Source organism: Saccharopolyspora erythraea (assembly GCF_018141105.1).
Taxonomy (GTDB): domain Bacteria; phylum Actinomycetota; class Actinomycetes; order Mycobacteriales; family Pseudonocardiaceae; genus Saccharopolyspora_D; species Saccharopolyspora_D erythraea_A.
The window spans coordinates 2,213,371-2,236,197 of the sequence record NZ_CP054839.1; the positions used below are offsets into that span (position 1 = coordinate 2,213,371).

At 72.8% G+C, this 22,827-nt stretch carries 21 protein-coding genes and 1 other RNA gene; 18 read left to right on the top strand and 4 right to left on the bottom strand.

The features are described 5' to 3' along the window. The first annotated feature begins 78 nt into the window (after positions 1–78). A complete protein-coding gene (locus tag HUO13_RS10255; protein WP_211901175.1) occupies positions 79–1,032 on the top strand; it encodes a cobalamin biosynthesis protein in 954 nt (317 codons plus the stop codon). Between the two features lie 193 nt (positions 1,033–1,225). Here the strand turns inward: HUO13_RS10255 and HUO13_RS10260 are convergent, their stop codons facing one another. Continuing rightward, positions 1,226–1,474: a hypothetical protein gene (locus HUO13_RS10260; RefSeq protein ID WP_211901176.1), complete on the bottom strand. Its 249-nt coding sequence runs from the start codon at positions 1,472–1,474 to the stop codon at positions 1,226–1,228. Positions 1,475–1,595: 121 nt separating this feature from the next. On the opposite strand from HUO13_RS10260, the gene HUO13_RS10265 reads away from it, so the two are divergent. Then, positions 1,596–2,186 (top strand): TetR/AcrR family transcriptional regulator, encoded by a 591-nt coding sequence (locus tag HUO13_RS10265; RefSeq protein WP_249124621.1) that lies wholly within the window; start codon positions 1,596–1,598, stop codon positions 2,184–2,186. A 59-nt stretch (positions 2,187–2,245) separates the two neighbouring features. Here HUO13_RS10265 and HUO13_RS10270 read toward each other — a convergent pair whose 3' ends face one another. The 3 genes from HUO13_RS10270 to HUO13_RS10280 are packed head-to-tail and all read right to left on the bottom strand — an operon-like array spanning position 2,246 to position 4,558. Then, positions 2,246–3,160: an SURF1 family cytochrome oxidase biogenesis protein gene (locus tag HUO13_RS10270; RefSeq protein ID WP_211901178.1), complete on the bottom strand. Its 915-nt coding sequence runs from the start codon at positions 3,158–3,160 to the stop codon at positions 2,246–2,248. Positions 3,161–3,212: 52 nt separating this feature from the next. Then, positions 3,213–4,070: a fructosamine kinase family protein gene (locus HUO13_RS10275; RefSeq protein ID WP_211901179.1), complete on the bottom strand. Its 858-nt coding sequence runs from the start codon at positions 4,068–4,070 to the stop codon at positions 3,213–3,215. Positions 4,071–4,099: 29 nt separating this feature from the next. Further along, a complete protein-coding gene (locus HUO13_RS10280; RefSeq protein WP_211901180.1) occupies positions 4,100–4,558 on the bottom strand; it encodes a low molecular weight protein-tyrosine-phosphatase in 459 nt (152 codons plus the stop codon). Between the two features lie 276 nt (positions 4,559–4,834). Between HUO13_RS10280 and HUO13_RS10285 the strand changes: the two genes are divergently transcribed. The 16 genes from HUO13_RS10285 to HUO13_RS10360 all read left to right on the top strand — a co-directional run bounded on the left by HUO13_RS10285 (position 4,835) and on the right by HUO13_RS10360 (position 22,817). Then, a complete protein-coding gene (locus HUO13_RS10285; RefSeq protein ID WP_211901181.1) occupies positions 4,835–5,251 on the top strand; it encodes a DUF4190 domain-containing protein in 417 nt (138 codons plus the stop codon). Between the two features lie 10 nt (positions 5,252–5,261). Further along, the gene (cobC, locus tag HUO13_RS10290) at positions 5,262–6,314 is read left to right on the top strand and encodes an Rv2231c family pyridoxal phosphate-dependent protein CobC (protein WP_211901182.1); all 1,053 of its coding nucleotides are present in this window, start codon (positions 5,262–5,264) and stop codon (positions 6,312–6,314) included. 18 nt (positions 6,315–6,332) lie between these two features. Further along, positions 6,333–7,193, top strand: a complete 861-nt coding sequence (locus HUO13_RS10295) for a Nif3-like dinuclear metal center hexameric protein (RefSeq protein ID WP_211901183.1) — start codon at positions 6,333–6,335, stop codon at positions 7,191–7,193. Beyond that, on the top strand, positions 7,190–7,924 hold the full coding sequence (locus HUO13_RS10300; protein ID WP_211901184.1) for a zinc ribbon domain-containing protein: 735 nt from the start codon (positions 7,190–7,192) through the stop codon (positions 7,922–7,924). The genes HUO13_RS10295 and HUO13_RS10300 overlap by 4 nt, the downstream gene beginning before the upstream one ends. Next, entirely contained in the window at positions 7,921–9,021 is a 1,101-nt protein-coding gene (locus HUO13_RS10305; protein ID WP_211901185.1) for a bifunctional RNase H/acid phosphatase, read from the top strand. The genes HUO13_RS10300 and HUO13_RS10305 overlap by 4 nt, the downstream gene beginning before the upstream one ends. A gap of 188 nt (positions 9,022–9,209) precedes the next feature. Then, entirely contained in the window at positions 9,210–10,436 is a 1,227-nt protein-coding gene (locus HUO13_RS10310; protein ID WP_211901186.1) for an ROK family transcriptional regulator, read from the top strand. A 15-nt stretch (positions 10,437–10,451) separates the two neighbouring features. After that, entirely contained in the window at positions 10,452–11,777 is a 1,326-nt protein-coding gene (locus tag HUO13_RS10315) for an extracellular solute-binding protein (RefSeq protein ID WP_211901187.1), read from the top strand. 1 nt (position 11,778) lies between these two features. Continuing rightward, positions 11,779–12,714, top strand: a complete 936-nt coding sequence (locus tag HUO13_RS10320) for a carbohydrate ABC transporter permease (protein WP_211901188.1) — start codon at positions 11,779–11,781, stop codon at positions 12,712–12,714. Further along, positions 12,711–13,538 carry a carbohydrate ABC transporter permease gene (locus HUO13_RS10325; protein WP_211901189.1) on the top strand — a complete coding sequence of 276 codons (828 nt, stop codon included), beginning with the start codon at positions 12,711–12,713 and terminating at the stop codon, positions 13,536–13,538. Before HUO13_RS10320 ends, HUO13_RS10325 begins: the two co-directional genes overlap by 4 nt. 7 nt (positions 13,539–13,545) lie before the next feature. Beyond that, positions 13,546–14,796 (top strand): 6-phospho-beta-glucosidase, encoded by a 1,251-nt coding sequence (locus HUO13_RS10330; protein WP_211901190.1) that lies wholly within the window; start codon positions 13,546–13,548, stop codon positions 14,794–14,796. Continuing rightward, positions 14,793–15,764, top strand: a complete 972-nt coding sequence (locus HUO13_RS10335) for an N-acetylglucosamine kinase (protein ID WP_211901191.1) — start codon at positions 14,793–14,795, stop codon at positions 15,762–15,764. Before HUO13_RS10330 ends, HUO13_RS10335 begins: the two co-directional genes overlap by 4 nt. 30 nt (positions 15,765–15,794) lie before the next feature. Beyond that, an RNA gene (rnpB, locus tag HUO13_RS10340) (RNase P RNA component class A) lies at positions 15,795–16,201 on the top strand. Positions 16,202–17,183: 982 nt separating this feature from the next. Beyond that, a complete protein-coding gene (locus HUO13_RS10345; protein ID WP_011873405.1) occupies positions 17,184–17,471 on the top strand; it encodes a hypothetical protein in 288 nt (95 codons plus the stop codon). 6 nt (positions 17,472–17,477) lie between these two features. Beyond that, a complete protein-coding gene (locus HUO13_RS10350; protein ID WP_211901192.1) occupies positions 17,478–17,984 on the top strand; it encodes a hypothetical protein in 507 nt (168 codons plus the stop codon). A gap of 49 nt (positions 17,985–18,033) precedes the next feature. Continuing rightward, positions 18,034–20,859: an ATP-binding protein gene (locus HUO13_RS10355; protein WP_211901193.1), complete on the top strand. Its 2,826-nt coding sequence runs from the start codon at positions 18,034–18,036 to the stop codon at positions 20,857–20,859. Further along, complete coding sequence (locus HUO13_RS10360; RefSeq protein ID WP_249124623.1) at positions 20,856–22,817, top strand: hypothetical protein; 1,962 nt, start codon at positions 20,856–20,858, stop codon at positions 22,815–22,817. The genes HUO13_RS10355 and HUO13_RS10360 overlap by 4 nt, the downstream gene beginning before the upstream one ends. Positions 22,818–22,827: the final 10 nt, after the last annotated feature.

Below are 22,827 nucleotides of genomic sequence, written 5' to 3' on the forward strand. Positions count from 1 at the left end.
CGGTGACCGTGCGGAAACATCCCAACGGTAGCGTTCTTCACGTTTGGGGCCGGACCGGTTCGCCAGGAGGGGCTGAGCGTGGGCGCAGGACGTGCGGTGGGGCTGTTGCTCGGGCTGGCTGCCGACGCGGCGATCGGAGACCCCCGTCGCGGCCACCCCGTCGCGGCGTTCGGCCGGGTCGCGGGCGCCGCGGAGCGGCTGATGCACCAGGACCGCAAGGACGCGGGCATTGTCTACGCCGGACTGCTGGTCGGCGGCACCGCCGGGCTCGGCGTGCTGGCGCACCGGGTTTCGCGCCGCAGCCCCGTCCTGGAGGCCGTGCTGACCGGCGTGGCGACCTGGGCGGTGCTCGGCGGCACGTCGCTGGCCGACGAGGGCACCGCGATGGCCCGGGTGCTGGACGCGGGCGAGATCGACGCGGCACGCCGCAGGCTCGGCAACCTCTGCGGGCGCGAGTCGGCCAACCTCGACGGCCAGGGCCTGGCACGGGCGACCGTCGAGTCCGTCGCCGAGAACACCTCCGACGCGGTGGTCGCACCGCTGGTGTGGGGCGCCATCGCCGGTGTGCCCGGGCTGATCGGCTACCGCGCGGCCAACACGCTCGACGCGATGGTCGGCCACCGCTCGCCGCGCTACGCGAACTTCGGCTGGGCCTCGGCCCGGCTCGACGACGCGCTGAACCTGCTGCCGTCACGGCTGGCTGCCGTACTGACCTCGGCGTGCGCGCCGGTCGTCGGCGGGTCCGCGACGGGCGCCTGGCGCACCTGGCGGCGCGACGCCTCGGCGCACCCGAGCCCGAACGCGGGCCAGATCGAGGCCGCTTTCGCCGGTGCGTTGCAGATCAGGCTGGGAGGGCGGACCGTCTACGGCCACGTCGTCGAGCAGCGCCCGGTGCTCGGCGAGGGCCGCACCGCCGACGCCGGGGACGTCACCCGCAGTGTCGAGCTGTCCCGGGTGATCGGCGTGGTCAGCGGCGTGCTTGCCGCCGGGTCGGCGCTGGTGTTCGGCCTGCGCCGCGACCGCCGGTCGTGAATCGCGACCGGTGCCGGTGAACCGCGACCACCGCTGGTGAGTCGTACCGCCGCCAGTGAATTGCGACGTTCCTTGCTGACTGCTGCCGCTGCCGGTGAACGGTTACCGCCGCCGGTGAATCGCGATCGCGGCCGGTGAACCGCGGCCGCCGCGGGATAAACGCGACCGCGGCCGGTGAACCGCGGGCCCGCGGTCACTCCGCCCGGTCACCTGCGCGCTTGCGGCGCTTGGCCGCCTCCAGCGCCGCGATCACGCCGACGCCCACGAGGACCACCGCCAGCGGCACCAGCAGTCCCATCAGCCCCGTGGGCTTGCCGAGCAGCCACTCGAAGAGTCCGCCGTGCTCGCCCGTGAACGCCCACCGCGCCAGCGGGATCACCCCGATCGTGATGCCGATCAGCCCCACGACCCCCTGCACCGCGTCGATCTGCTTGCCGGTCACCGCGACCGCCCTCTCTCCGTCGGCAAAGCCGCCCCGCGGCCACGCGGAGTGGCAGGCGGCTACACGACGCCACATTAGCAGAGTGGTCACTCCAGTTTTGGTGCGATCTATGCTCGCGGTGATGCGCACCGTCAATCCCGAGCAGCACGCCCGCAAGCGGGCGAAGATCGTGCAGGCCGCGGCCGAGGAGTTCGCCGTCAACGGCGTCGACGGCACGTCGACGGCGGGCATCTGCCGCCGCGCCGGCATCGGCTCGGGCACCCTGTTCCACTACTTCCCGACCAAGCGCGACATCGTCCACGCGCTGTTCCGCGACGACCTGCCTCGCAACGCCGAGGTGTACCAACGGGCCCTGCGCGCCGAAACCGAAGAGGGCTTCGACCTGCTCGTCGGCCACCTGCTCGCCGAGCTGGCCAACCCGCTCACGCCGGGGCTCGCGGCCACCGCGGTGCTGCAGGCCAACCGCGACCCGGAGTTCGCCGAGATCCTGACCACCGACACCGAACGAACACACGAGGTCCTCACCGCGCTGCTGCGGCGCATGGCCGATGACCACCAGCTCGCGTTGCCCGCGGACCGGCTAGCGCGGTGGATCCAGAAGCTGGTCGACGCCGCCTACCTGATGGCCGGTGACCCGGGGTTCGACGCGGAGGTGGAGAGCGCCGAGATCCGGCGCGTCATCGCCCGCCTGGTCGGCGGCCCGTCGGCGTGAGGGCGGATCCGGCGAAACCGGCCCCGCCACACCGCCAGCGTGTCCGGTGAGATGCGGCGCTAGGGGTTGCCGCGTGCGGAGGTCTCCTCCTCGCGCGCGGTGCCGGCCTCCTCGCCTGCGCTGGATGCCTCGGCATCGGCGGTTCGCCCCGCCTCGCGGGCGGCGGCTTCCTCGCGCTCGCGGCGCTCCTCCTCGGCGATCGCCTCGGCGACGGAGAGCTTGCGCTTGGCGCCGCCCTCGGCGCCCTGCTGCGGGCGCAGCTCGGAGTAGATGAGGTACCCGATCGCCAGGATCGCCATCACGCCGAAGGCGATCCACTGCAACGCGTACGAGAAGTACGGCCCCGACTCCAGGCGCGGCAGCGGCAGCGTGCTGAGTCCACCTGGCTGGCCCTCGACCAGCGCGAAGTACCCCGGCCGCAGGTCCATGCCGGTGCTCGCGCCGACCGTCGCCGAGTTCACCGCGTAGACCCAGCGGTGGTCGTCGTGGGAGAACGCGGGCCGGTTCTCGCTGTCGCGCTCGTCGGAGCGGACCCGGGCGGTCAGCGTGACCTCGCCGGCCGGGGCCGGCGCGTAGTCGGGGGCGCGGGTGCCGTCGACGGGACGCACGAAGCCGCGGTCGACCAGCAGGGTCGTGCCGTCGGCGAGCCGGAACGGGGTCAGCACCTCGAAGGCGGGCTCGCCGAGCACCGTGCGCTGCCAGGCCAGGGTCTCGCCCTCGGGCAGGTAGCGGCCGGTGACGGTCACTCGAGCCCACTCGGTGCGCACGTCGGGCGCCTGCCCGGGCGCGAGCACCTCGCCGAGCGGCTTCGGCGGGGCGTGGAAGGACTCGGCGATGGCGTTGTTGCGCGTCTGCGCCTGGTCGTTGCGGCTGAACTGCCACGGCGCCAGCAGCGTGAAGCAGAGCGTGGCGAACACCACGACCAGGCCGATCAGTCCGATCCAACCCGGGCGTAGCAGAAACTTCAGGCGCACACCCCTACGGTAAGCGGCCCGCGCGGCGGCTCGCGGCCCGCCCCCGCCGCGCCTACACCCGCTGGGCTGCGGTGACGGCCTGGGCGGCGTAGCCGCCTCCGAACAGCACCGCGTGCACCAGCAGCGGGAAGAGCTGGTGCGCGCCGATGCGGTCGCGCCAGCCGGGCGCGAGCGGGCTGACCTCCTGGTAGGCCGCCACCACGCGGTCCAGGCCGGGGCAGCCGAACAGGTGCAGCATCGCCAGGTCGGTCTCGCGGTGCCCGCCGTGCGCGGCCGGGTCGATCAGCCACGCCTGCCCTGCCCAGTGCACGTTGCCGCTCCAGAGGTCGCCGTGCAGCCGCGACGGGGCCTCGTCGGCACCGGCGAGCCCGCCGATCCGGTCGCAGGCCCGCGAGATGACCTCGGCGTCGCGTGCGGAGAGGGTGCCGGCGTCCCGCGCCATCCGCACGTACGGCTCGACGCGGTGGGTGACGTAGAAGCCCGGCCAGTCCGGGCACGGTTCGTTGCGCATCGGCGCAAGCCCGATCCAGGCGTCCGCGGGACCGCCGGGAGGCGGTGAGCCGTGCGCGGGAGCGCCGGCCGCGTGCAGGGCGGCCAGGCCCCGGCCGAGGTCCTCGGCCGCCTCGGGCCCGGGCCCGTCGGCGGCGATGTGGTCGGTGACCAGCCAGCGGCCGTCGTGGCCGTGCACGGCGGGCACCGGCACCGCGTCGGCCTCGGCCAGCCACGCCAGCGACGCGGCCTCGGCCGCGATCGAGCTCTCCTCGGCGGTCTTGGCGAAGACCGCGGTCCCGTCGTCGAGGTGCACGGCGAAGGCCGCCGAGGCGTCGCCGCCGCCGAGCTGCCGCACCCGCTCGACGCCGTGTCCGGTGATCCGCGACACGGCGTCGCGGGCGTGTTCGGTCGAAACCATCTCGCTCCCCGTCGTCGGACCGTCCGTCGTCAGAGGCGTTCGCGCACCCATTCCAGCAGACCGGGCATCGCCGCCTCGATCATCTCCAGCACGTCCTCGAAGCCGCGGTCGCCGCCGTAGTAGGGGTCCGGCACCTCGGCGAGGTCGTCGGAGGCCGGGTCGAACGAGCGCAGCAGCCGCACCCGGTCCGGGTCGTCCAGCGCGTCCCGCACCACCCGCAGGTGCCCGGCGTCCATCGCCAGCAGCAGGTCGGCGTCCAGGTGCCGGTCGTCGAGCTGCGCGGCGACGTGCTCGGCCGGGTAGCCGTGGTCGGCCAGCACCTTCGCGGTGCGCGGGTCGGCGGGCTCGCCGACGTGCCACGGACCGGTGCCCGCGCTGGTCACCGTCACCCGGTCGTCGAGCCCGGCGCGGCGCAGGTGCTCCCGGAAGACCAGGGCCGCCATCGGCGAGCGGCAGATGTTCCCGGTGCAGATGAAAGACAGGTGCAAGGGTCCTACTCCCTGAAGTGGCTGACCCGCCGACGGTACGTGCCGAGGGCCCCCGGCCGCCCGCGGGCTCGGACCGCCGTGCCGCACGCCACGCCTGGAGTCGGGCCGGCCTCGCCGTCGGCTGACCCTCGAGACGTGGACCGTCGGCTCGTGCCCGAAACGTCTGGAGCTGCGGAACTCGCCCGGCGGGGGCACGCTCGCGCCATCGGCCCGGGACGGGCCCGCCCGCGCCCGGGGCAGACGTCGCGCGACGAGCGCCCGGAGAGGGAGGCCACGATGGACGCTCCACCCGGTTCCGCAGCGGCCGAACCGAGCGTGCCGCGCAACGGGTTCGGCATCACCGCGGCCGTGCTCGGCACCGTCGGGCTGGTGTTCGCCTTCATCCCGTTCGTGGGTGTCATCGCCTGGCCGCTGGTGCTCGTCGGCCTGGTCTTCGGCGTGCTCGGCCTGGTCCGGGTGGCCAGGGGGCGGGCCGACAACCGCGGGACGGCTCTCACCGGAACCGTCCTGTGCGTGATCGGCCTGATGCTCTGCGTCGTGCAGACCCTGCTGTTCGAGCGGGTCGTGTCCCGCGTGCCGCCACCGATGCAGTACTCCCAGGTGCGACCGGCCGCCGGGACACCGGCCGACGCCGGGCTGGTCGTGCTTCGCGGAGATCAACGGGTCGCGAGCGCGGCCGCACCGCGTAGTTAGACTGCCCGGGATGACGAGCGGGAACGATCGGGAGCTGCTGCGCCACCACGGTGACATCGACGCCGCACCCGGCCTGCTCGACTTCGCCGTGAACGTCCGCCTGGACCGGCCCCCGCGCTGGCTGCGCGACCGGCTGGCCGCGGCGCTGGACCGGCTCGGCGGCTATCCGTCCGCCGAGGACGACCGCAGCGCGCGCGAGGCGGTCGCCGCCAACCACGGCCGCGACCGCGACGAGGTGCTCCTGCTGGCCGGTGCCGCCGAGGGCTTCTCGTTGCTGGCGGAGCTGCGCCCGCGCCTGGCCGCCCTGGTGCACCCGTCCTTCACCGAGCCCGAGCTCGCGCTGCGGACCGCGGGAGTCGAGGTGACCCGCGTCGTGCTCGACGCCGGGGACGGCTACCGGCTGCGCCCGGAGGCGGTGCCGGAGGAGGCCGACCTCGTCGTGCTCGGCAACCCGACCAACCCGACCTCGGTGCTGCACCCGGCGGAGACCATCCGCGCGCTGCGGCGCCCGGGCCGGGTGGTGGTCGTCGACGAGGCGTTCGCCGACACCGTGCCCGGCGAGCCCGAGTCACTGGCAGGCAGCCCCGAACCGGGTCTGCTGGTCATCCGCAGCCTGACCAAGATGTGGGGGCTGCCGGGACTGCGCGCCGGCTACGCCCTGGGCGAACCAAAGCTGCTGGCCCGGCTCGGCCGGAACCGTCCACATTGGCCGCTGGGAACGCTGGTGCTGGAGGCCGTCCGGGCGTGCCTGGAACCGGACGCGATCGCCGAGTCCGAGCGCGCGGCGCGGGATTTCGACCGCCACCGCGTGGAACTCGCCGCCGGCCTGGCCGCGATTGCCGGCGTCCGCGTCACCCAGCCCGCCCGCGCGTCCTTCCTCCTGCTCGAAGTGGACAACGGCGAGAAGGTGCGCACGGTGCTGCGGGAGCGGGGCATCGCGGTCCGGCGCGGCGACACCTTCCCGGGCCTGGGCCCGGACCACATGCGGGTCGCGGTGCGCGGCCCGGAGCACAACGCCGAGCTCGTCGAGGCGTTCCGCGAGATCGTCGGCACTGCTGGATAGGGACAGGGGAGCGACCGGATGACGGTGCGTGTTCAGGATGTCGTCGCGGCGATGGAGGCGGCCTACCCGCCGGAGCTCGCCGAGAGCTGGGACGCGGTCGGGCTGGTCTGCGGTGATCCGCAGGCGATCGTCCAGCGCGTGCTGTTCTGCGTCGACCCCGTCGAGGCCACCGTGGACGAGGCCGCCGACTTCGGTGCGCAGCTGCTGATCTCGCACCACCCGCTGCTGCTTCGGGGTGTGCACGGCGTTCCGGCCGACGACCCCAAGGGCAGGCTCGTGCACCGGATGATCCGAGCCGGTATCGGCCTGTACTGCGCGCACACCAACGCCGACAGCGCCGAGCTGGGCGTCTCCGACGCGCTGGCCGCCGCGATCGGGCTGACCGTCACCGGCCCGCTCGACCCGCACTCCGAAGGCGCCAGGACCGGCCTGGGCCGCATCGGAGTGCTGCCCGAGCCCGAGCCGTTCGAGCGCTTCGTCCAGCGGGTCGCCGCCGGGCTGCCGACCACGGCGTGGGGCGTGCGCGGGGCGGGCGACCCGCAGCGCCCGATCCGCACGGTCGCGGTCTGCGGCGGCGCGGGCGACTCCCGCCTCGACACCGCCACCGCCGCCGGGGTGGACGCCTACGTGACCGCCGACCTGCGCCACCACCCGGCGGGCGAGCACATCGCCCGCGGCGAGGTGCCGGGAGCGCGGGTGCCCGCGCTCGTCGACGTCGCCCACTGGGCGAGCGAGTGGCCGTGGTGCCAGCAGGCGGCCGACATCGTCGCCGCCGCGCTACCCGATACTGTCGAGGTTCTTGTCTCGACTCGCCGCACCGATCCGTGGACCGCCCACGTCGCGGGTGCGGTGTCCGACCCAGGGAGGACGCTGGCGTGAAAGCCGACCCCGCCGTCCAGCGACGGCTGCTCGATCTCGCCGAGTGCGACGCCGAGCTCAACCGCGTGAACCACCGCAGGCGCACGCTGCCCGAGCTCGAGGAGATCGACACGGCCGAACGCGACGCGAAGGCCAAGCGCGACTCCCTGGTCGCCGCCCAGACCGCGTTCGGCGACATCGACCGCGACGCCAAGCGGCTGGAGGGCGAGATCGAGCAGGTGCGGGCCCGCGAGGACCGCGACCGCAGGATGATGGAGGCGGGCGGCAGCTCCAAGCAGCTCGAGGACCTCCAGCACGAGCTGCAGACGCTGGCGCGCAGGCAGGGCATCCTCGAGGACGAGCTGCTTGAGGTCATGGAGCGGCGCGAGGCGCTGGAGACCGACGTCGCGCGGGCACGCGAGGAGGCCTCGGCCGCCGAGGAGAAGCTCGCCGACGCCCAGCACAGGCGGGACGAGGCACTGGTGGACCTCGAGACCGCCGAGGCCAAGCGCACGACCGAACGCGAGCTGATGGTCAAGGGCCTGCCGGAGAACCTGGTCGTCCTCTACGACCGCATCCGCGCGCAGAAGGGCGTCGGGGCCGGGCTGCTGCAGGGCACCCGCTGCGGCGCGTGCCGCATCGAGCTCGACCGCTCGGCGCTGGCCGAGGTCCGCGACGCCGACGCCGACGACGTGGTTCGCTGCGAGGAGTGCGGCGCGATCCTGGTTCGCACCAAGGAGACCGCTCGGTGAGCCTGCGGGTCGTCATCGAGGCCGACGGGGGCTCGCGCGGCAACCCCGGTCCGGCGGGTTGCGGTGCGGTGGTGCGCGACGCGGCCAGCGGCGAGGTGCTCGCGGAGCGCTCGGTGGGGCTGGGCACCGCCACCAACAACGCCGCCGAGTACCGGGGCCTGATCGAGGGCCTCTCGGCCGCGGCCGAGCTGGGTGCCGGTGCCGTCGCGATCCGGATGGACTCCAAGCTGGTCATCGAGCAGATGGCCGGCCGGTGGAAGGTCAAGCACGCCAACCTCCAGCCGCTCGCGGAGAAGGCCAGGGGACTGCTCGCGGGCTTCGGCGAGGTCGACCTCGAGTGGGTGCCGCGCGCCCGCAACGCGCACGCGGACCGGCTGGCCAACGAGGCGATGGACGAGCAGGCCGGGATCCGCCGCGAGCCGGCCGCCGCGCGGGTGCGCCCGGCGGGCTGGCTCGGCGCGACCGGCGCGCCCACCAGGTTCCTGCTGCTGCGGCACGGCCAGACCGCGATGTCGGTGGACCGCCGCTACTCCGGGCGCGGTGACGTCGTGCTGACCGACTTCGGGGAACGGCAGGCGCGGGCCGCCGGGCGCCGGCTGGCCGGGATGGACGGCGTGGTCACCGACCAGGGAGCCGCCCCGGTGATCGCCTCGCCGCTGTCCAGGACCCGCCAGACCGCGCAGGCGGTCGTCGACGCCACCGGCGGCGAGCTGCTGTTCCACGACGGCCTGCTGGAGACCGACTTCGGCGACTGGGAGGGCCTGACCTTCGCGGAGGCCGCCGAGCAGTACCCGGAGCTGCACCGCGAATGGCTGGGCGACCCGAGCGTGCGCCCGCCCAACGGGGAGAGCCTGGACGCCGTCTTCCGGCGGGTGACCGGCACCCGCGACGAGCTGATCGAGAGCTACGCGGGGCAGACGGTGGTCGTGGTCAGCCACGTGACGCCGATCAAGGCGCTGCTGCGCCTGGGGCTGGACGTGGGACCGTCGATGTTCTACCGCCTGCACCTGGACCTGGCGTCGCTGTCCATCGTGGAGTTCTACCCCGACGGCCTGGCCTCGGTCCGGCTGGTCAACGACATCTCGCACTGGTCCTGATCCGGGCCGCCACGCCGCTCCCGCCGGCGGGGCGTCCCGGTGTCCGCTCGCAGCAGCACCCGCGCTGCCGGGTGGCCCAGTTGCCTGGGCCGTCCGGCGTGTATCCGCCTCCACGCCGTTGACTTCGGTTCCGCGGCGTCATTACCGTCCCCGAAACCGTCTGGGAACTTTACAGATAGGGGAGCCGGGTGGTTGCCGAGCGTGGGACGAGGACGGGCCGGGACGGCAGTCCCCGGCTGCTGCGGGAGATCAACGACCGCGCGGCGATCGAGGCGCTGCTGGGCGAGGGACCGCTGACCCGGGCCGAGCTGGAGGACGTCATCGGCCTGTCCAAGCCCGCCACCGCGTCCCTGCTCAACCGGCTGGAAAGCGCGGGCGTCGTCCGCCGGGGCGAGCTGCGCGGCGGAAACCGCGGGCCGCGGGCGCAGACCTGGTACGTCAACGGAGCGCTCGCGCACGTCGCGGGCGTCAGCGTCACCCCGTGCGACGTGGACGTGGTGATCTCCGACGTCGTCGGCGACTCCCGCGTCGAGCACCGCGCCCCGATGCCCGCCGGCGACACCGACGCGGTGCTGTCGGCCTTCGGCGACGCTCTCTCCGCAGCCACCGCGAAGGTCGGGTTGCGGACCGAAGACCTGGCCCACGTGGTCGTCGGCGCGCAGGGAGCGGTGGACCCGGCCACCGGGCACCTCGGCTTCGCCCCGCACCTTCCCGGATGGGAGGGCTTCGACGTGCCCGGGCGGCTGGGCGAGCTGCTCGGCACCGGGGTGACCGTCGAGAACGACGTCAACCTGGTCGCCATGGTCGAGATGGACGAGGGACGCGCCCGCGACGTCCGCGACTTCGTGCTGGTGTGGCTGGGTGACGGCGTCGGCTCGGCGGTCGTGGTCAACCGCGCGCTGCTGCGCGGCGCGACCGGCGGCGCGGGTGAGATCGACTGGATGCACGTGCCCGACCGCGCCGAACGCGACACCGGTTCGGACCGCCGGGGCGGCCGGTTCGGCAAGCTCGTCGAGCCCGGCGCGATCATGGCGCTCGCCCGCGCGCACGGACTGGAGGCCGCCGACGGCGAGGACGCGATCCGCAAGGCGGCATCGGACCCCGGCGCGCGGGAGTTCCTGAATGACTACGCGCGCCGCGTCGCCACCGGCCTGGCCGGCGTGGTCAGCGTCCTCGACCCCGAGCTCGTGCTGCTGTCGGCGGGCATCGCCCAGGCCGGAGGGTCCGCGCTGGCCGAGCTCGTGGCGGAGCGGCTGCATGAGCTCGTCGTCCCGCGCACCCCCGTGGAAACCGCGCGGATCAGCGGAAACCCGGTGCGCGCCGGGGCGCTGAGGGTGGCGATCGGGCTGGCCCGCGAGCGGGTCTTCGGACTGCCCACGACGGCGGCGGGAGTGTTGCCGGCCTCGGCCCAGTGAGTTCAGGAGGAGCACATGCGCACGTCCGCAACGATCGGTGCCGGCATGGCCGCGGTTGCCCTGCTCGCCGCCTCCTGCACCGCGGGAACCACCTCGCAGGCACCGCAACCGGCTCCGGCGCCCGGTGAGCAGGTGGCGATCACCGTCGCCAGCCAGTTCACCGACCGGGAGCTGGAGATCCTGAACCGCGTCCTCGACGGCTTCCGCGCCGAGCACCCCGGCGTCACGATCGAGAGCCGCGGCAACCAGGACGACGACAAGATCACGCAGGCCATCCGCGGTGGCAACCCGCCCGACGTCGCGATCTCGGCCGAGACGGTCAACCTCGGCCAGTTCTGCTCCAGCGGCGCGTGGCAGGACCTCGGCCCGTACCTGGCGCGCGACCGGGTCGACCTCGAGCAGATCCCGCGGGCGGTGCGGGACTACACCCAGTACCAGGGCAAGCGGTGCGCGATGCCGCTGCTGGCCGACGTCTACGGGCTGTACTACAACGCCGGCCTGTTCGCCCGGGCCGGGGTGACGGCCCCGCCGCGCACCACCTCGGAGCTCACCGAGCTGGCCAAGCGCCTCACCGAGTGGAACCCGGACGGTTCCATCAAGGTCGCCGGGTTCCTGCCGGTGCTGGGCTCGCAGGCCAACCACCCGTGGAACTGGGCGCCGCAGTGGGGAGCGCGCTGGACGGACGGGCAGGGCCGGTCCACCCTCGGGAGCGACCCGGCCTGGCAGGAGATGTTCCGCTGGCAGAAGGAGCTCGTGGACTTCTACGGCTGGGACCGGCTCGTCCAGTTCACCGCCGGCCTCGGTCAGCAGTACTCCGCCGACAACGCCTTCCAGCGCGGCCGGATCGCGATGGCCATCGACGGCGAGTACCGCACCGGGTTCATCGAGCACCAGGCGCCCGGCCTGGACTACGGCACGGCCCCGTTCCCCGTCTCCGACGCCCGGCCCGAGCTCTACGGGACCGGCCTGACCACCGGCACCATCGTCGGCGTGCCGCGCGGCGCGGACGAGGCCGGAGCCGCGTGGGAGCTGGTGAAGTACCTGACCACCGACACCGGCGCGCTGGTGGAGCTGGCCAACGGCCTGAACAACGTGCCCACCACCAGGGCGGCCTTGCACGATCCCCGGCTGGAGCGCTCCCCGCAGTACCAGACGTTCCTGGACATGTTCGACTCGCAGGCGCTGGTGCCCTCGCCCGCCAGCGCCAACGGCAGCGCATACATGAAAACCACCGAGGACTTCGGGGTCAAGTGGCAGAGCGGGCAGGTCGCCGACCTCGGCGCCGCGCTGCGCGACCTCGACGCCCAGATCGACGCCGCCAAGTCGCTCGGCGGGCGCTGAGATGGCTCCGCCGGGACGCTCGCCCTTCGGCAGGAGGCTGCGCGTACTGGCGTTCATGGCGCCGTGGATCGTCGGGTTCACCGCCTTCTTCGCCTACCCGCTGCTGGCCACCGGCTACTTCTCCTTCACCAGCTACGACCTCCTCGGCGAGCCGGCGTGGGTCGGGCTGCGCAACTACGCGTACCTGTTCGCCGGAGACCCGGTGGTGCGCATCGCCGCCGCCAACACCGTCTGGCTCGTGGTCGTGCTGACCGTGCTGCGGGTCGTCTTCGCGCTCGGCGTCGCGTCGGTGATCGCGCGGCTGCGCAGAGGAGTCGGGCTGGTCCGCACCCTGTGCTACCTGCCCGCGCTCGCCCCGCCGGTCGCGGCGACGCTGGCGTTCGTCTTCCTGTTCAACCCGGGAACCGGCCCGGTGAACGGCTTCCTGCGCGTGCTGGGCGTCGACGGGCCGCTGTGGTTCAACGACCCGGCCTGGGCCAAGCCCGCGCTGACCCTGCTGACGCTGTGGGGCTGCGGCGAGCTGATGATCATCCTGCTGGCCGCGCTGCTGGACGTGCCCGCCGAGCTGCACGAGGCGGCGGCGCTGGACGGAGCGGGCGCGTGGCGGCGGTTCCGGCACATCACCATCCCCTCGATCGCGCCGGTGCTGCTGTTCGGGGTGGTGAACTCGGTCATCTTCTCGCTGCAGTACTTCACGCAGGCCGTCGTCGCCGGGGCGGTGGCATCCGGGCAGGCCGAGGTGGTCGGCAGCAGCAAGGTGCTCGGGTTCCCCGACAACTCGACGCTGACCTTCCCGGCATGGCTCTACCAGCAGGGATTCCACTACTACAACATGGGTTACGCCTCGGCGATGGCGGTGCTGCTGTTCGCGTTCTCCCTCGGTTTCACGATCTGGCTGATCCGGCGGATGCGCATCGGCGTCGAGGAGGCCGCATGAACCGGCACCGGACCCTGCACTGGATCGCGGTGCACAGCCTCGGGCTGGCCCTCGGCGCGATGTTCCTGCTGCCGCTGGTGTTCGTGCTGCTGACCGCGTTCATGTCCGACGAGCAGGCGCTCACCGCCGAGCTGTGGCCGCGGGACTGGCGCTGGGAGAACTTCGCCGAGGTGTTCGTCAGGGCGCCGATGCTGTCCTACCTCGGCAACAGCCTGCTCTACTCCGGGCTGGCGACCGCGTTCATGCTGGTCTCGAGCGTCCCGGTCGCCTACGCGCTGTCGAAGCTGCGCTGGCGCGGCAGGAACGCGGCCTTCCTGCTCGTCATCGCCGCGATGATGCTGCCGCCGCAGGTCACCGCCGTCCCGCTCTACATCCTGTGGGCCCGCTTCGAGCTCACCGGCTCGCTGTGGCCGCTGATCATCCCGCACCTGTTCGGTGACGCCTTCAGCATCTTCCTGCTGCGCCAGTTCTTCCTCACCATCCCGCGGTCCTACGTGGACGCGGCCAAGGTGGACGGTTGCGGCGAGCTCGGCGCGATGCTGCGCGTCGTGGTGCCGATGGCGCGGCCGGGCATCGCGGCGGCGGCGATGTTCTGCTTCCTCTACACGTGGAACGACTTCTTCGGCCCCCTGCTCTACACCGGCGAGAACGAGAGCAGCTGGCCGCTCTCGGTGGGGCTGGCGTCGTTCCGCGGCATGCACCACGTCGAGTGGAACCTCACGATGGCGGCCACCGTGCTGGTGATGCTGCCGGTCGTCGTGCTGTTCCTGGTGGCACAACGCGCATTCGTCCGAGGCATCACGTTCACCGGTGTGAAGGGCTAGGAACGGCATGAGGCTGACGGTCGTGGGTGGCGGCTCCACCTACACCCCGGAACTGGTCGACGGGATCGGCGAGCGGTCCGGGATCGACGAGATCGTGCTCGTGGACCCCGACGAGCAACGCCTGCGGGTGGTCGGCGACTTCTGCCGCAGACTGCTCGCGCACGCGGGCAGCCCGGCGAAGCTGACCACGACGGCGGACCTGGAGCGGGGCGCCGACGGTGCGTCCGCGGTGCTGCTGCAACTGCGCGTCGGCGGCCAGGCGGCCCGCTACCGCGACGAGACCTTCCCGCTGGAGCACGGCTGCGTCGGGCAGGAGACCACCGGCGCGGGCGGGCTGGCCAAGGCGCTGCGCACCGTGCCGGTGGTCCTCGACATCGCCGAGCGGGTGCGCGAGGTGGCTCCCGAAGCGTGGATCGTGAACTTCACCAACCCAGTCGGCATCGTCACCCGGGCGCTGCAGCTCGAAGGCCACACCGCGGTCGGCCTGTGCAACGTGGCGATCACCTTCCAGCGCCGGCTCGCCAGGCTGCTCGACGTCGACCACGAGTCGGTCCGGCTCGAACACGTCGGGCTCAACCACCTGACGTGGGTGCGCGGGGTGCGGGTCGGCGGAGAGGACGTGCTGCCACGGCTCATCGAGCAGCGAGCCGAAGAACTCGCCGAGCACGTCGAGCTGCCCGCCGCGCTGCTGCGCAGGCTCGGGGCGGTGCCCTCCTACTACCTGAAGTACTTCTACACCCACGACGAGGTGGTGGCGCGGCAGCGGTCGTCGCCACCGCGGGCGTCGGTCGTCAGCGACGTCGAGCGGAACCTGCTCAAGCGCTACTCCGACCCGTCGCTGACCGCCAAACCCGACGAGCTCATGCTGCGCGGCGGCGCGCACTACTCGGAAGCGGCCGTGCGTCTGGTCTCGGCGCTCACCTCGGACGGCCGAGTCGAGGAGCACGTGGTGAACGTGCGCAACGACGGCACGCTCGCGTTCCTGCCGGACGACGCGGTCATCGAGACCAACGCCCAGGTCGACGCCGACGGTGCCCGGCCGGAGGCCGTGCGTCCGGTCGAACCCGCGCTGGCCGGGCTGATCTCCCACGTCACCGCCTACGAGCAGCTGGCGCTGGAGGCCGCGACCAGGGGCGGCCGGGACCGGGTGGCCGCCGCGCTGCTGGCGCACCCGCTGATCGGCCGTCACCACCTGGCCGAGGAGCTCGCCGACGAGCTGGTCCGGCTCAACGCCGTCCACCTGCCGTGGGCCGGATGAGCGCCGCGGTGCTCGCCATCGACGGCGGCAACAGCAAGACCGACGTGCTGCTGGTGGACGCCGACGGCACCGTGCTCGCGGAGGTCCGCGGCCCGGGCGTCTCGCACCAGCGGGTCGGCATCACCGCGTGCCTGGACGCGCTGGCCGGGATGGCCGCCGACGCCGCGGCCGCGGCCGGGCTGCCCGCCGGGCCGCCGTTCGCCACCCACACCGCCGCCTGCCTGGCCGGAGCCGACCTCCCGCGGGAGGAGCGGGAGCTGCGCGAGGCGGTCGCCGCGCGCGGCTGGTCGGAGTCGGTCGTGGTCGAGAACGACACCTTCGCCCTGCTGCGCGCCGGAACCCTCGACGGGGTCGGCGTCGCGGTCGTGTGCGGCGCGGGGATCAACTGCGTCGGCGTGGCACCGGACGGGCGGGTCTCCCGCTTCCCCGCGGTCGGCCGGATCTCCGGCGACTGGGGCGGCGGCGGGTTCCTCGCGCGGGAGGCGCTGTGGTGGGCGGTGCGCGCCGAGGACGGCCGCGGCCCGCGCACCGCGCTGCTCCCGGCGGTCGTCGAGCACTTCGGGACGCGCGACATCGCCAAGGTCGTCGAGGCGCTGCACTTCGGCGAGCTCTCCGGAGACGCGCTGCACGCCCTGTGCCCGTTGCTGTTCGCCGTCGCCGAGGCCGGTGACGAGGTCGCGCGCGACCTCGTCGAGCGGCAGGCCGACGAGATCGGGCTGCTCGCCACGGTCGCCTTGCGGCGGCTCGGGATGCTCGACGAGCCCGCGGTCGTCGTCCTCGGCGGCGGGGTGCTCGCGGGCGCCGGGCGCAGTCTCGTGCCCGGCATCCAGCGCAGGTGCGCCGAGACCGCGCCGAAGGCGACCGTCCGGCTCACCGAGGTGGCGCCCGTAGTCGGGGCGGGCCTGCTCGGGCTCGACCGCCTGGGCGCGGCGCAGGAGGCCAAGCAGCGCCTCGCGCGACGGCGCTGACCCCGCCGCGGGTAGACTGGACGGCGCGGATGAGTCGGCCGGGCGGCCGCGTCGGGGCGCGTCCCCGTCGAGGAAAGTCCGGACTCCACAGGGCAGGGTGGTTGCTAACGGCAACCCGGGGTGACCCGCGGGAAAGTGCCACAGAAAGCAGACCGCCCGGCGGAGTGCCCAGGCACTCCGGCCGAGCAAGGGTGAAACGGTGGTGTAAGAGACCACCAGCGCCCCGGGTGACCGGGGCGGCTCGGTAAACCCCACCCGGAGCAAGGCCAAGAGGACACCTCCCGGTGTCTGCGCAGGCGTTCGAGGGTTGCCCGCCCGATGCCTGCGGGTAGGCCGCTGGAGCCTGCCGGCGACGGCAGGCCGAGATGGATGGCCGCCGACTGGGAGCGCCGCAAGGCCCCCACGAACAGGATCCGGCTTACAGGCCGACTCGTCCGCGCCTTCGACTTCCTAGTTCCCTTGTCGCGGCGGTGCTCACCAGCCGGGTCGGGTGGCGGGCAGGTTCCGGAATCACGTACGGCAGTCGGCGCCTGGTCGCCTCGCACGGCCGCCCGCTCACGCAGGTCTCGTTTCACGCGTGGCCGTTCGCACGTCTGGCGGTGCCACGTACGGCGCTTGGTCACGTGCGCGGATGTGTTGCCTCCCTCCCGCCGACGAATATCCGGGAGCCCACGGCGGTTGGGTGTTTCTCGCGGCGGGACGAACGCGCTGCTCGGGCCGGGGGCTCGCATCTCGCGGACCCCGTTCAAGGGGCCACGAGGACGCCCGCATACGCCCGAATCGCGTACATGTCGGCGTGTCGTACGCATCCGGCGGAACCGCCGCGGTACATGCCCCGCCCCGAAGCGCCGAACTGTCGCGTGCCCGCATCCGGAAACTCCCGCCGCCGTCCCGGCCCGCGGTACCTGCGCGCGGTGTGGATCGTCCATAGTGGCCGGGCAACCGCGCTGGTCAGGCTGGGAAGCGGCGATCACCGCCGGTGGCCGCCCCGGTGCGGAACGCGCCACCGGGCAGCCGCTACTCTTGGTGCGACGCCAAGATCACCTTTGCCGTCAACCGAATCCGGCGACTTCACGTCGGCGTGATCCGGTCGGGTGCATCATGACCGATGTGCGCTATTCCACTGGCCCACCGTTCTGTGCACGGTGCGTTACGAGAGGGCTCGCGAGCGGGTGAACGATCACGTTATTCCAGTCGAGAACATCGGTGGTGACCGTTCTTCTCGCGGTACTGGGCCAAAAGCGGCACGCCCGAACGGCCTATCCGCCGCGTGATCGCGGCCGGTCCCGCGCCACACCCGAACGCGCAACCACTACTGCTGGTGACCATGTCATGTTCTACTCGTACCTGCGTGCCGGGCCCCACCCGGCGTGCTGAGGTACCGATCCGACGACACTCCGCGAACGCAGGGGCAACGAGATGACCACCACGGCGCTGGAAACAATGGCGCAACTGCACACACTGGCGCAGGGAGAGATCGGGACCTGGAACCTGCGCGACTGGATCCTGCGCAACCTGCTGCCGTTGCTGCTGCTGGCCGTCGCTCTCCTGCTCCTGTGGCTCGGTGGCGGCAAGGGCGACAACGCCGGCGTCATGCGCCGCGTCGGCGGCATCATCGTCGCGCTGGCGATCATCGGCCTGGCAGTGACCGGATCGGGCGTGGACATCGGCACCTTCATCGCCAGCCTGTTCAGCACCAGCGGGTGATCGGCAGTGCGGATTCGCACCGATGACGAGGTCTACCGGGTCGACGCGGTCTGGCTCGGTCCCCCGAAGGCGACCTTCCCCTGGCGCGCGAGGTACGTGGCGTGGGGCGTCGGCATCGTGGTCTTCCTGCTCGTGCTCGCGGTCGAGCGGCGGATGAACATCGGCTTCAGCTTCTTCTCCACCGCGTGGGGCGTGGTCATCACGATCGTCATCACACGCATCATCTGCTCGCGCATCACCCACGAACGACCGCTCGGTGCGGTAATGGTGATGTGGTTGCGGGAACTCACCGCCCCCAGGGAGAAGACGGCGACGCAAGGAGGAGCGGCCAGTGCGGCACGGATCCGGGTGAAGGCGCAGCGCCCCCGGCCCAAGCAGCCCAGAAGGGCGGCGGGGCGGACGAACAAGCAGCAGGTCAACCGCTCCAGGCAGCCGGCGGTCCGTAGCTCGGCGCCCAGCAGGCGGTCGCGTAGCAAGGAGGTTCGCGGTGTTCGGTCGACGGCGAGGCCGTGAGGGCGGCTCGCATCAGGGTCCACCTCGCCCCGTCGGTTCGAACGGGTCCGTGCGGTCCGCCCGCACGCCCAGCGGCGGGGCCAAGGGCAAGCGCAGGCTCGGCGACGAGACGTCGATCCCGACCTACACGCCCTCGATCGCCGCGCGCTCCATCGACGGCCACCTGCTGCGCACCGGCCAGGACGTGTTCGCCTGGTACCGGTTGTCGGCGCAGCGCTGGTCGTTCCGCTCGGACTCCCAGCGCCAGGACCTGATCGCCGCGATCGCGGGCCAGTACGCCGAACTGCAGGGCCGCTGGCTGCACCTGCGGGTCACCAACCGGCCCTACCCGATCCGGATGTGGGCCGAGGCCCACGTCCACAACGCCCGCCACCCGCTGCCGGACACCCCTGGTTCGCTGAGCTTCGACGACTACATGGTCGGCGAGCAGCAGCAGCTGATGGGCCGCTCCATGGCGGAGAAGGAGGTCTACCTCGGCGTCCAGGTGCAGACCCGCAACGTCGTCGACCGCGCGGTCGAGCGCGCCGCGCCGCTGTTGCGCCGCGTGTTCCCGGAAGCCGTCGACGCCGAGCTCGTCGCGCTGGACAGCGAGATCGACCACCTCGACCAGGTGATCGGCTCGGCGGGCCTGGACGGCCGCCCGGTCACCGCGGAGGAGATCTCCTGGCTGATGCACCGCTCGTGCTCGCTGGGACTTCCCGCTCCGCGGAACCTGCCCGCCGTGCCGGGCTCGGCATGGGAACCCGAGGACCTCGCGTCGTTCACCGACGCCTCGGACATGCACCAGGAGCCCTATTCGCCGACCGTGACGGTGCGCGGGCGCACCGGTTCCAACGCAGGCGTCACCCGGCACGTCGCGGTCCTGACGGTCGGCCAGACCCACGGGCTGCAGATCCCGGAGATCGACGACCCGTGGATGCAGCACTCCGACCGGCTGCCCGCTCCGGTGGAGTGGTCGGCGCGGATCTACGTGCGGCGCCCCGAGGACGTCGGCGGTGAGCTCCAGCGCCAGATGAACAAGGTGCGCTCGCAGGTCCGGCACTACACCGAGGAACACGGCCTCGAACCGCCGACCTCGCTGGCCCGCCAGGCGGGCCGGGTGCTGGAGATCGACGACGAGATGACCTCCGGCTTCACCGCATTGGCCACCCGGGTCCGCTCGTGGTGGCGGCTGGCGGTGTCTGGCCCGACCGAGCGCGACGCGCTGCGCCTGGCCCAGCAGATCCTGGACCTGTACAAGCCGAAGGTGGCCATCGAGCACCCCGAGGCGCAGTACGCGATGGCCCGCGAGTTCATCCCCGGCGAGCCGCTGGCCAACGCCGCCTACCTGCGCCGCGGCTCGGTGGTGTGGGCCGCCGCCGCGGTACCGCAGGCCACCGCCGAGGTCGGCGACCGGCGCGGCATCCTGCTCGGCGAGACCTGCACCGCGACCCGGCGCCCGGTGGCGTGGGACCCGTGGATGGCCCAGGAGGTCCGCGACGCCTCCGGTCTGACCGCCATGGTCGCCGGCCTCGGTGGCGGCAAGTCCTTCCTCGGCGGCGGAACCGTCTACAAGACGCTGCGTTCGGGCGCGCACTGGACGCTGCTGGACCCGTCGGGTCCGCTGGCCGAGCTGTGCGAGCTGCCCGAGCTGCGGCCGTACGCGCGCCCGATCAACCTGCTCAACGCCCAGCCCGGCATCCTCAACCCGTACCGCGTGGTCGCCGAGCCCGAACTGGAGCACTTCGTCGACGAGGACGACCCGGAGCGCAGCTGGCGCCGCGAACGCGCGCTGGCCGCCGCGACCCGCCGTCGGCTCGTGCTCGACGTGCTCACCGGTCTGCTGCCCTACGAGGTCGCCCGGCTGCCGCAGACCCGGATCGTGCTGCTGCGCGCGGTCCGCGCGGTAGGCGGCAGGCCCGACGCCCACCCGGGCATGGTCTTCGAGGCGCTGCGGCGCGACGCCAGCGAGCACCACGAGCACGCCGTCGTCGTCGCCGACTTCCTCGACGAGATCCGCGAGCGGATGTCGCTGCTCATCCCGGAAGCCGACGCCGACCCCTACTCGGAGCGGCGCGAGGACCGGCTCACCGTGCTGACCATGGCCGGTCTGACGCTGCCCAAGGACGGCGTCGGCCGCGAGCACTGGACCGACGCCGAGGCGCTCGGCGTCGAGATGCTCAACCTCGCGGCGTGGCTGACCCAGCGGTCCATCTACGAGCGGCCCAAGAACGAGCGCAAGGGCGTCTGGATCGACGAGGCGTTCTTCCTCTCCGAGGTCCCGACCGGGCGCGTGCTGATGAACCGCTTCGCCCGGGACTCCCGGAAGTGGAACGTCCGGGTCCTGCTCTCCAGCCAGATCCCCGCCGACTTCCTGCGCATCCAGGGCTTCGTGTCGCTGCTGGACTCGGTGTTCATCGGGCGCCTCGACGACGAGCAGGCGCAGGCCGACGCCCTGCGGCTGCTGAAGGTCCCGGTCGGCGCGGGCTACGAGCAGGTCGTGGCGGCGCTGGGCCGCCGTCCCGGCCCCGCGCGCAACAGCACCGAGCGCGACCGCGCGCCGAGGCAGTTCATCTTCGGCGACGGTGCGGGCGGCGTGGAGAAGATCCGCATCGACTTCAGCGGCCCGCACCTGGAGCACCTGCGCGACGCGCTGGACACCACACCGGCGAGCGACGGCGACGAAGGCGAGCGCCGGGCGTTGAAGGGCTCGGACAACGTCGCCAACTCCGACGCCTCGACGGCGGGCCTGGCACCCGTCGACGACGAGGATTACCCGGAGGACATCGACGCCTTCGACGAGCTCGAGCTGGAAACCGTCGGCATCGGCAACGAGCGACGCGGTGAGCGCCCCGGCCACAACCCGGGCGAACGAGGTGGAGACGACGTCCGGTGACCGCAGTGCTGATCGTGACCGGGGTGGTGATCGCCGCCGTGCTTCTCCGGGCGCGGCGACGATCGAGCCGTGCGCCGGGGGCCGCCCGGCCGGTGCCGCGCAGGCGCGGCGCGCTGGCGGTGGTGGTCGCCCTCGTCGGCATCCAGGCCCTGATCGGCGCCCCGGCCACCGCCCAGGGCTTCGACTGCAAGGAAGCGCCCAACCCCGAACGCCCCGGCTCCGGCATGGTCGGCGCCATCGACCCCGCCCCGATGGGAACCGGGTATCCGGGTAGCGCCTACGACGAAGTCGGTTACGCCGGTCTGGTCTGGCACAACTACGACCTCGGCTGCGGGCCGCAGGGTGTGACCAACCCCAACGCGATCGTCGACACCTGGCTCGGCAACGAGCTGTTCAACCTTGGCAAGAACCTCGTCGGTGCGACCAACGGGCTGCACTACACCCTGCTCAACGGCGACCTGATGGACCCGTTGGACGAGGTGATCGCCACCGGCACGGTCGCGCTGTACGACAGCGTCTTCACCCCGTGGTTCGGTGTGGTCGCGCTGCTCCTGGCGGTGCTGCTGTTCCGCTACATCTGGCAGGGCGATCTGGCCACCATCGGCAAGAAGGGCATGTGGGCGCTGGCCGGGCTGTGGTTCGCCTCGGCCACCTACCTGACGCCGCTGGTCTACACCCACGCCCTCGACGACGTGGTGATAACCGGGACTTCCGCGGTGCAGGCCGGTTTCCTGCGCGAGGTCGGCATCGACGAGAGCAATGCACTCCCGACGTTGCTGCACGACCAGGTGGTCTACAACAACTGGCTCCGCGGTGAGTTCGGCTCGCCGGACACCCCGCAGGCGCAGCAGCTCGGTCGCGAGCTGCTGCGAGCGCAGGCGTGGACGAAGGAAGAGGCCAGAACCGGCGCGGACGCCGGTTCGCCGGAGGCCAAGAAGCAGGCGTTCGAGGACGTCGCGGGCAAGATGGGCAGCGCCTACGGCTACTTCCAGGGCATCGACGGCAGCCGGACCGGTGCCGGGATGCTCGCCATGGTGCAGGGATTCGCGTTCGCGTCGTTCCAGTTGCTGGCGAAGGCGGCGATCCTGCTCGCGCAGGTGTTGCTGCGGGTGGTGATCCTGGCCGGCCCGCTGATCGGCCTGGTGGCCTTGCTCTACCACCAGATACTGCGCGCCGTCGGGCGGGTCGCGGGTGCGGCGCTGCTCAACGTGGTGATGATCTCGGCGATGGCCGGGCTGCACACCCTGATCCTCACCTGGGTCTTCAACCCCACCCGCGGGTTCTCGGCGCTGACGCAGATCCTGCTCGCCAGCCTGGTGACGCTGGTCTTCCTGATGGTGGGCAAGCCGATCCGCCGGATGGGCCAGATGGTCGAGCTGTCGGTGGGCGGTGTCGGCGGCTCGACGCCGCGCATGTCGGGCAGCGTCTTCTCCCGGTTCCGCGGTCGCGGCGGCAGCGGCAAGGACGGCGGCGAGTCCGGCGGCGACTTCTGGGAGACGATCCGCAGCGGTGGCGGGGCCGACGACGAGTCCGGTGGTGGCGAGCAGCGCAGGCGGCGCCCGGAGGCGCTGCTGCCGTCGTCGGTGGTCGCCACGGCGCACCGCCTCGACCGCGACACACCGCCGGGCGACGCCGACGCCGCGCCAGGTGCGCGGGCGTTGCCCGCGCCGGGGACGCGCGCCGAAGCCCGCCGCCCCGGCGGCTACCGGGCCAGCTACGCGCTCCCGGAAGGTGCGGGCCAGAGCCGGGTAGTCGACACCAACCCGGTGGCGGATGCCAAGTGGGACGGAAATGAGGACGATCCGGTGCTGATCCCGTCCCGCACCGACAACGCCGCGCTGCCCGGCCCCGCCGAACAGCCCGGTCCGCGCCGCGCGGAGATGGAAGTGGTGGCCGGACGGCCCGTCTACGTCGTCTACCGGCCGTCGCGGGGGCTGGAGGTGGCCGATGGCGGCTGAGTCCGGGCCG

Coding starts and splice junctions, on each gene's coding strand:
- HUO13_RS10265 (WP_249124621.1), top strand. CDS start 1,596: ATGCGCACCGTCAATCCCGAGCAGCACGCCCGCAAGCGGGCGAAGATC.
- HUO13_RS10275 (WP_211901179.1), bottom strand. CDS start 4,070: ATGGTTTCGACCGAACACGCCCGCGACGCCGTGTCGCGGATCACCGGA.
- HUO13_RS10285 (WP_211901181.1), top strand. CDS start 4,835: ATGGACGCTCCACCCGGTTCCGCAGCGGCCGAACCGAGCGTGCCGCGC.
- cobC (WP_211901182.1), top strand. CDS start 5,262: ATGACGAGCGGGAACGATCGGGAGCTGCTGCGCCACCACGGTGACATC.
- HUO13_RS10295 (WP_211901183.1), top strand. CDS start 6,333: ATGACGGTGCGTGTTCAGGATGTCGTCGCGGCGATGGAGGCGGCCTAC.
- HUO13_RS10315 (WP_211901187.1), top strand. CDS start 10,452: ATGCGCACGTCCGCAACGATCGGTGCCGGCATGGCCGCGGTTGCCCTG.
- HUO13_RS10320 (WP_211901188.1), top strand. CDS start 11,779: ATGGCTCCGCCGGGACGCTCGCCCTTCGGCAGGAGGCTGCGCGTACTG.
- HUO13_RS10325 (WP_211901189.1), top strand. CDS start 12,711: ATGAACCGGCACCGGACCCTGCACTGGATCGCGGTGCACAGCCTCGGG.
- HUO13_RS10330 (WP_211901190.1), top strand. CDS start 13,546: ATGAGGCTGACGGTCGTGGGTGGCGGCTCCACCTACACCCCGGAACTG.
- HUO13_RS10335 (WP_211901191.1), top strand. CDS start 14,793: ATGAGCGCCGCGGTGCTCGCCATCGACGGCGGCAACAGCAAGACCGAC.
- HUO13_RS10345 (WP_011873405.1), top strand. CDS start 17,184: ATGACCACCACGGCGCTGGAAACAATGGCGCAACTGCACACACTGGCG.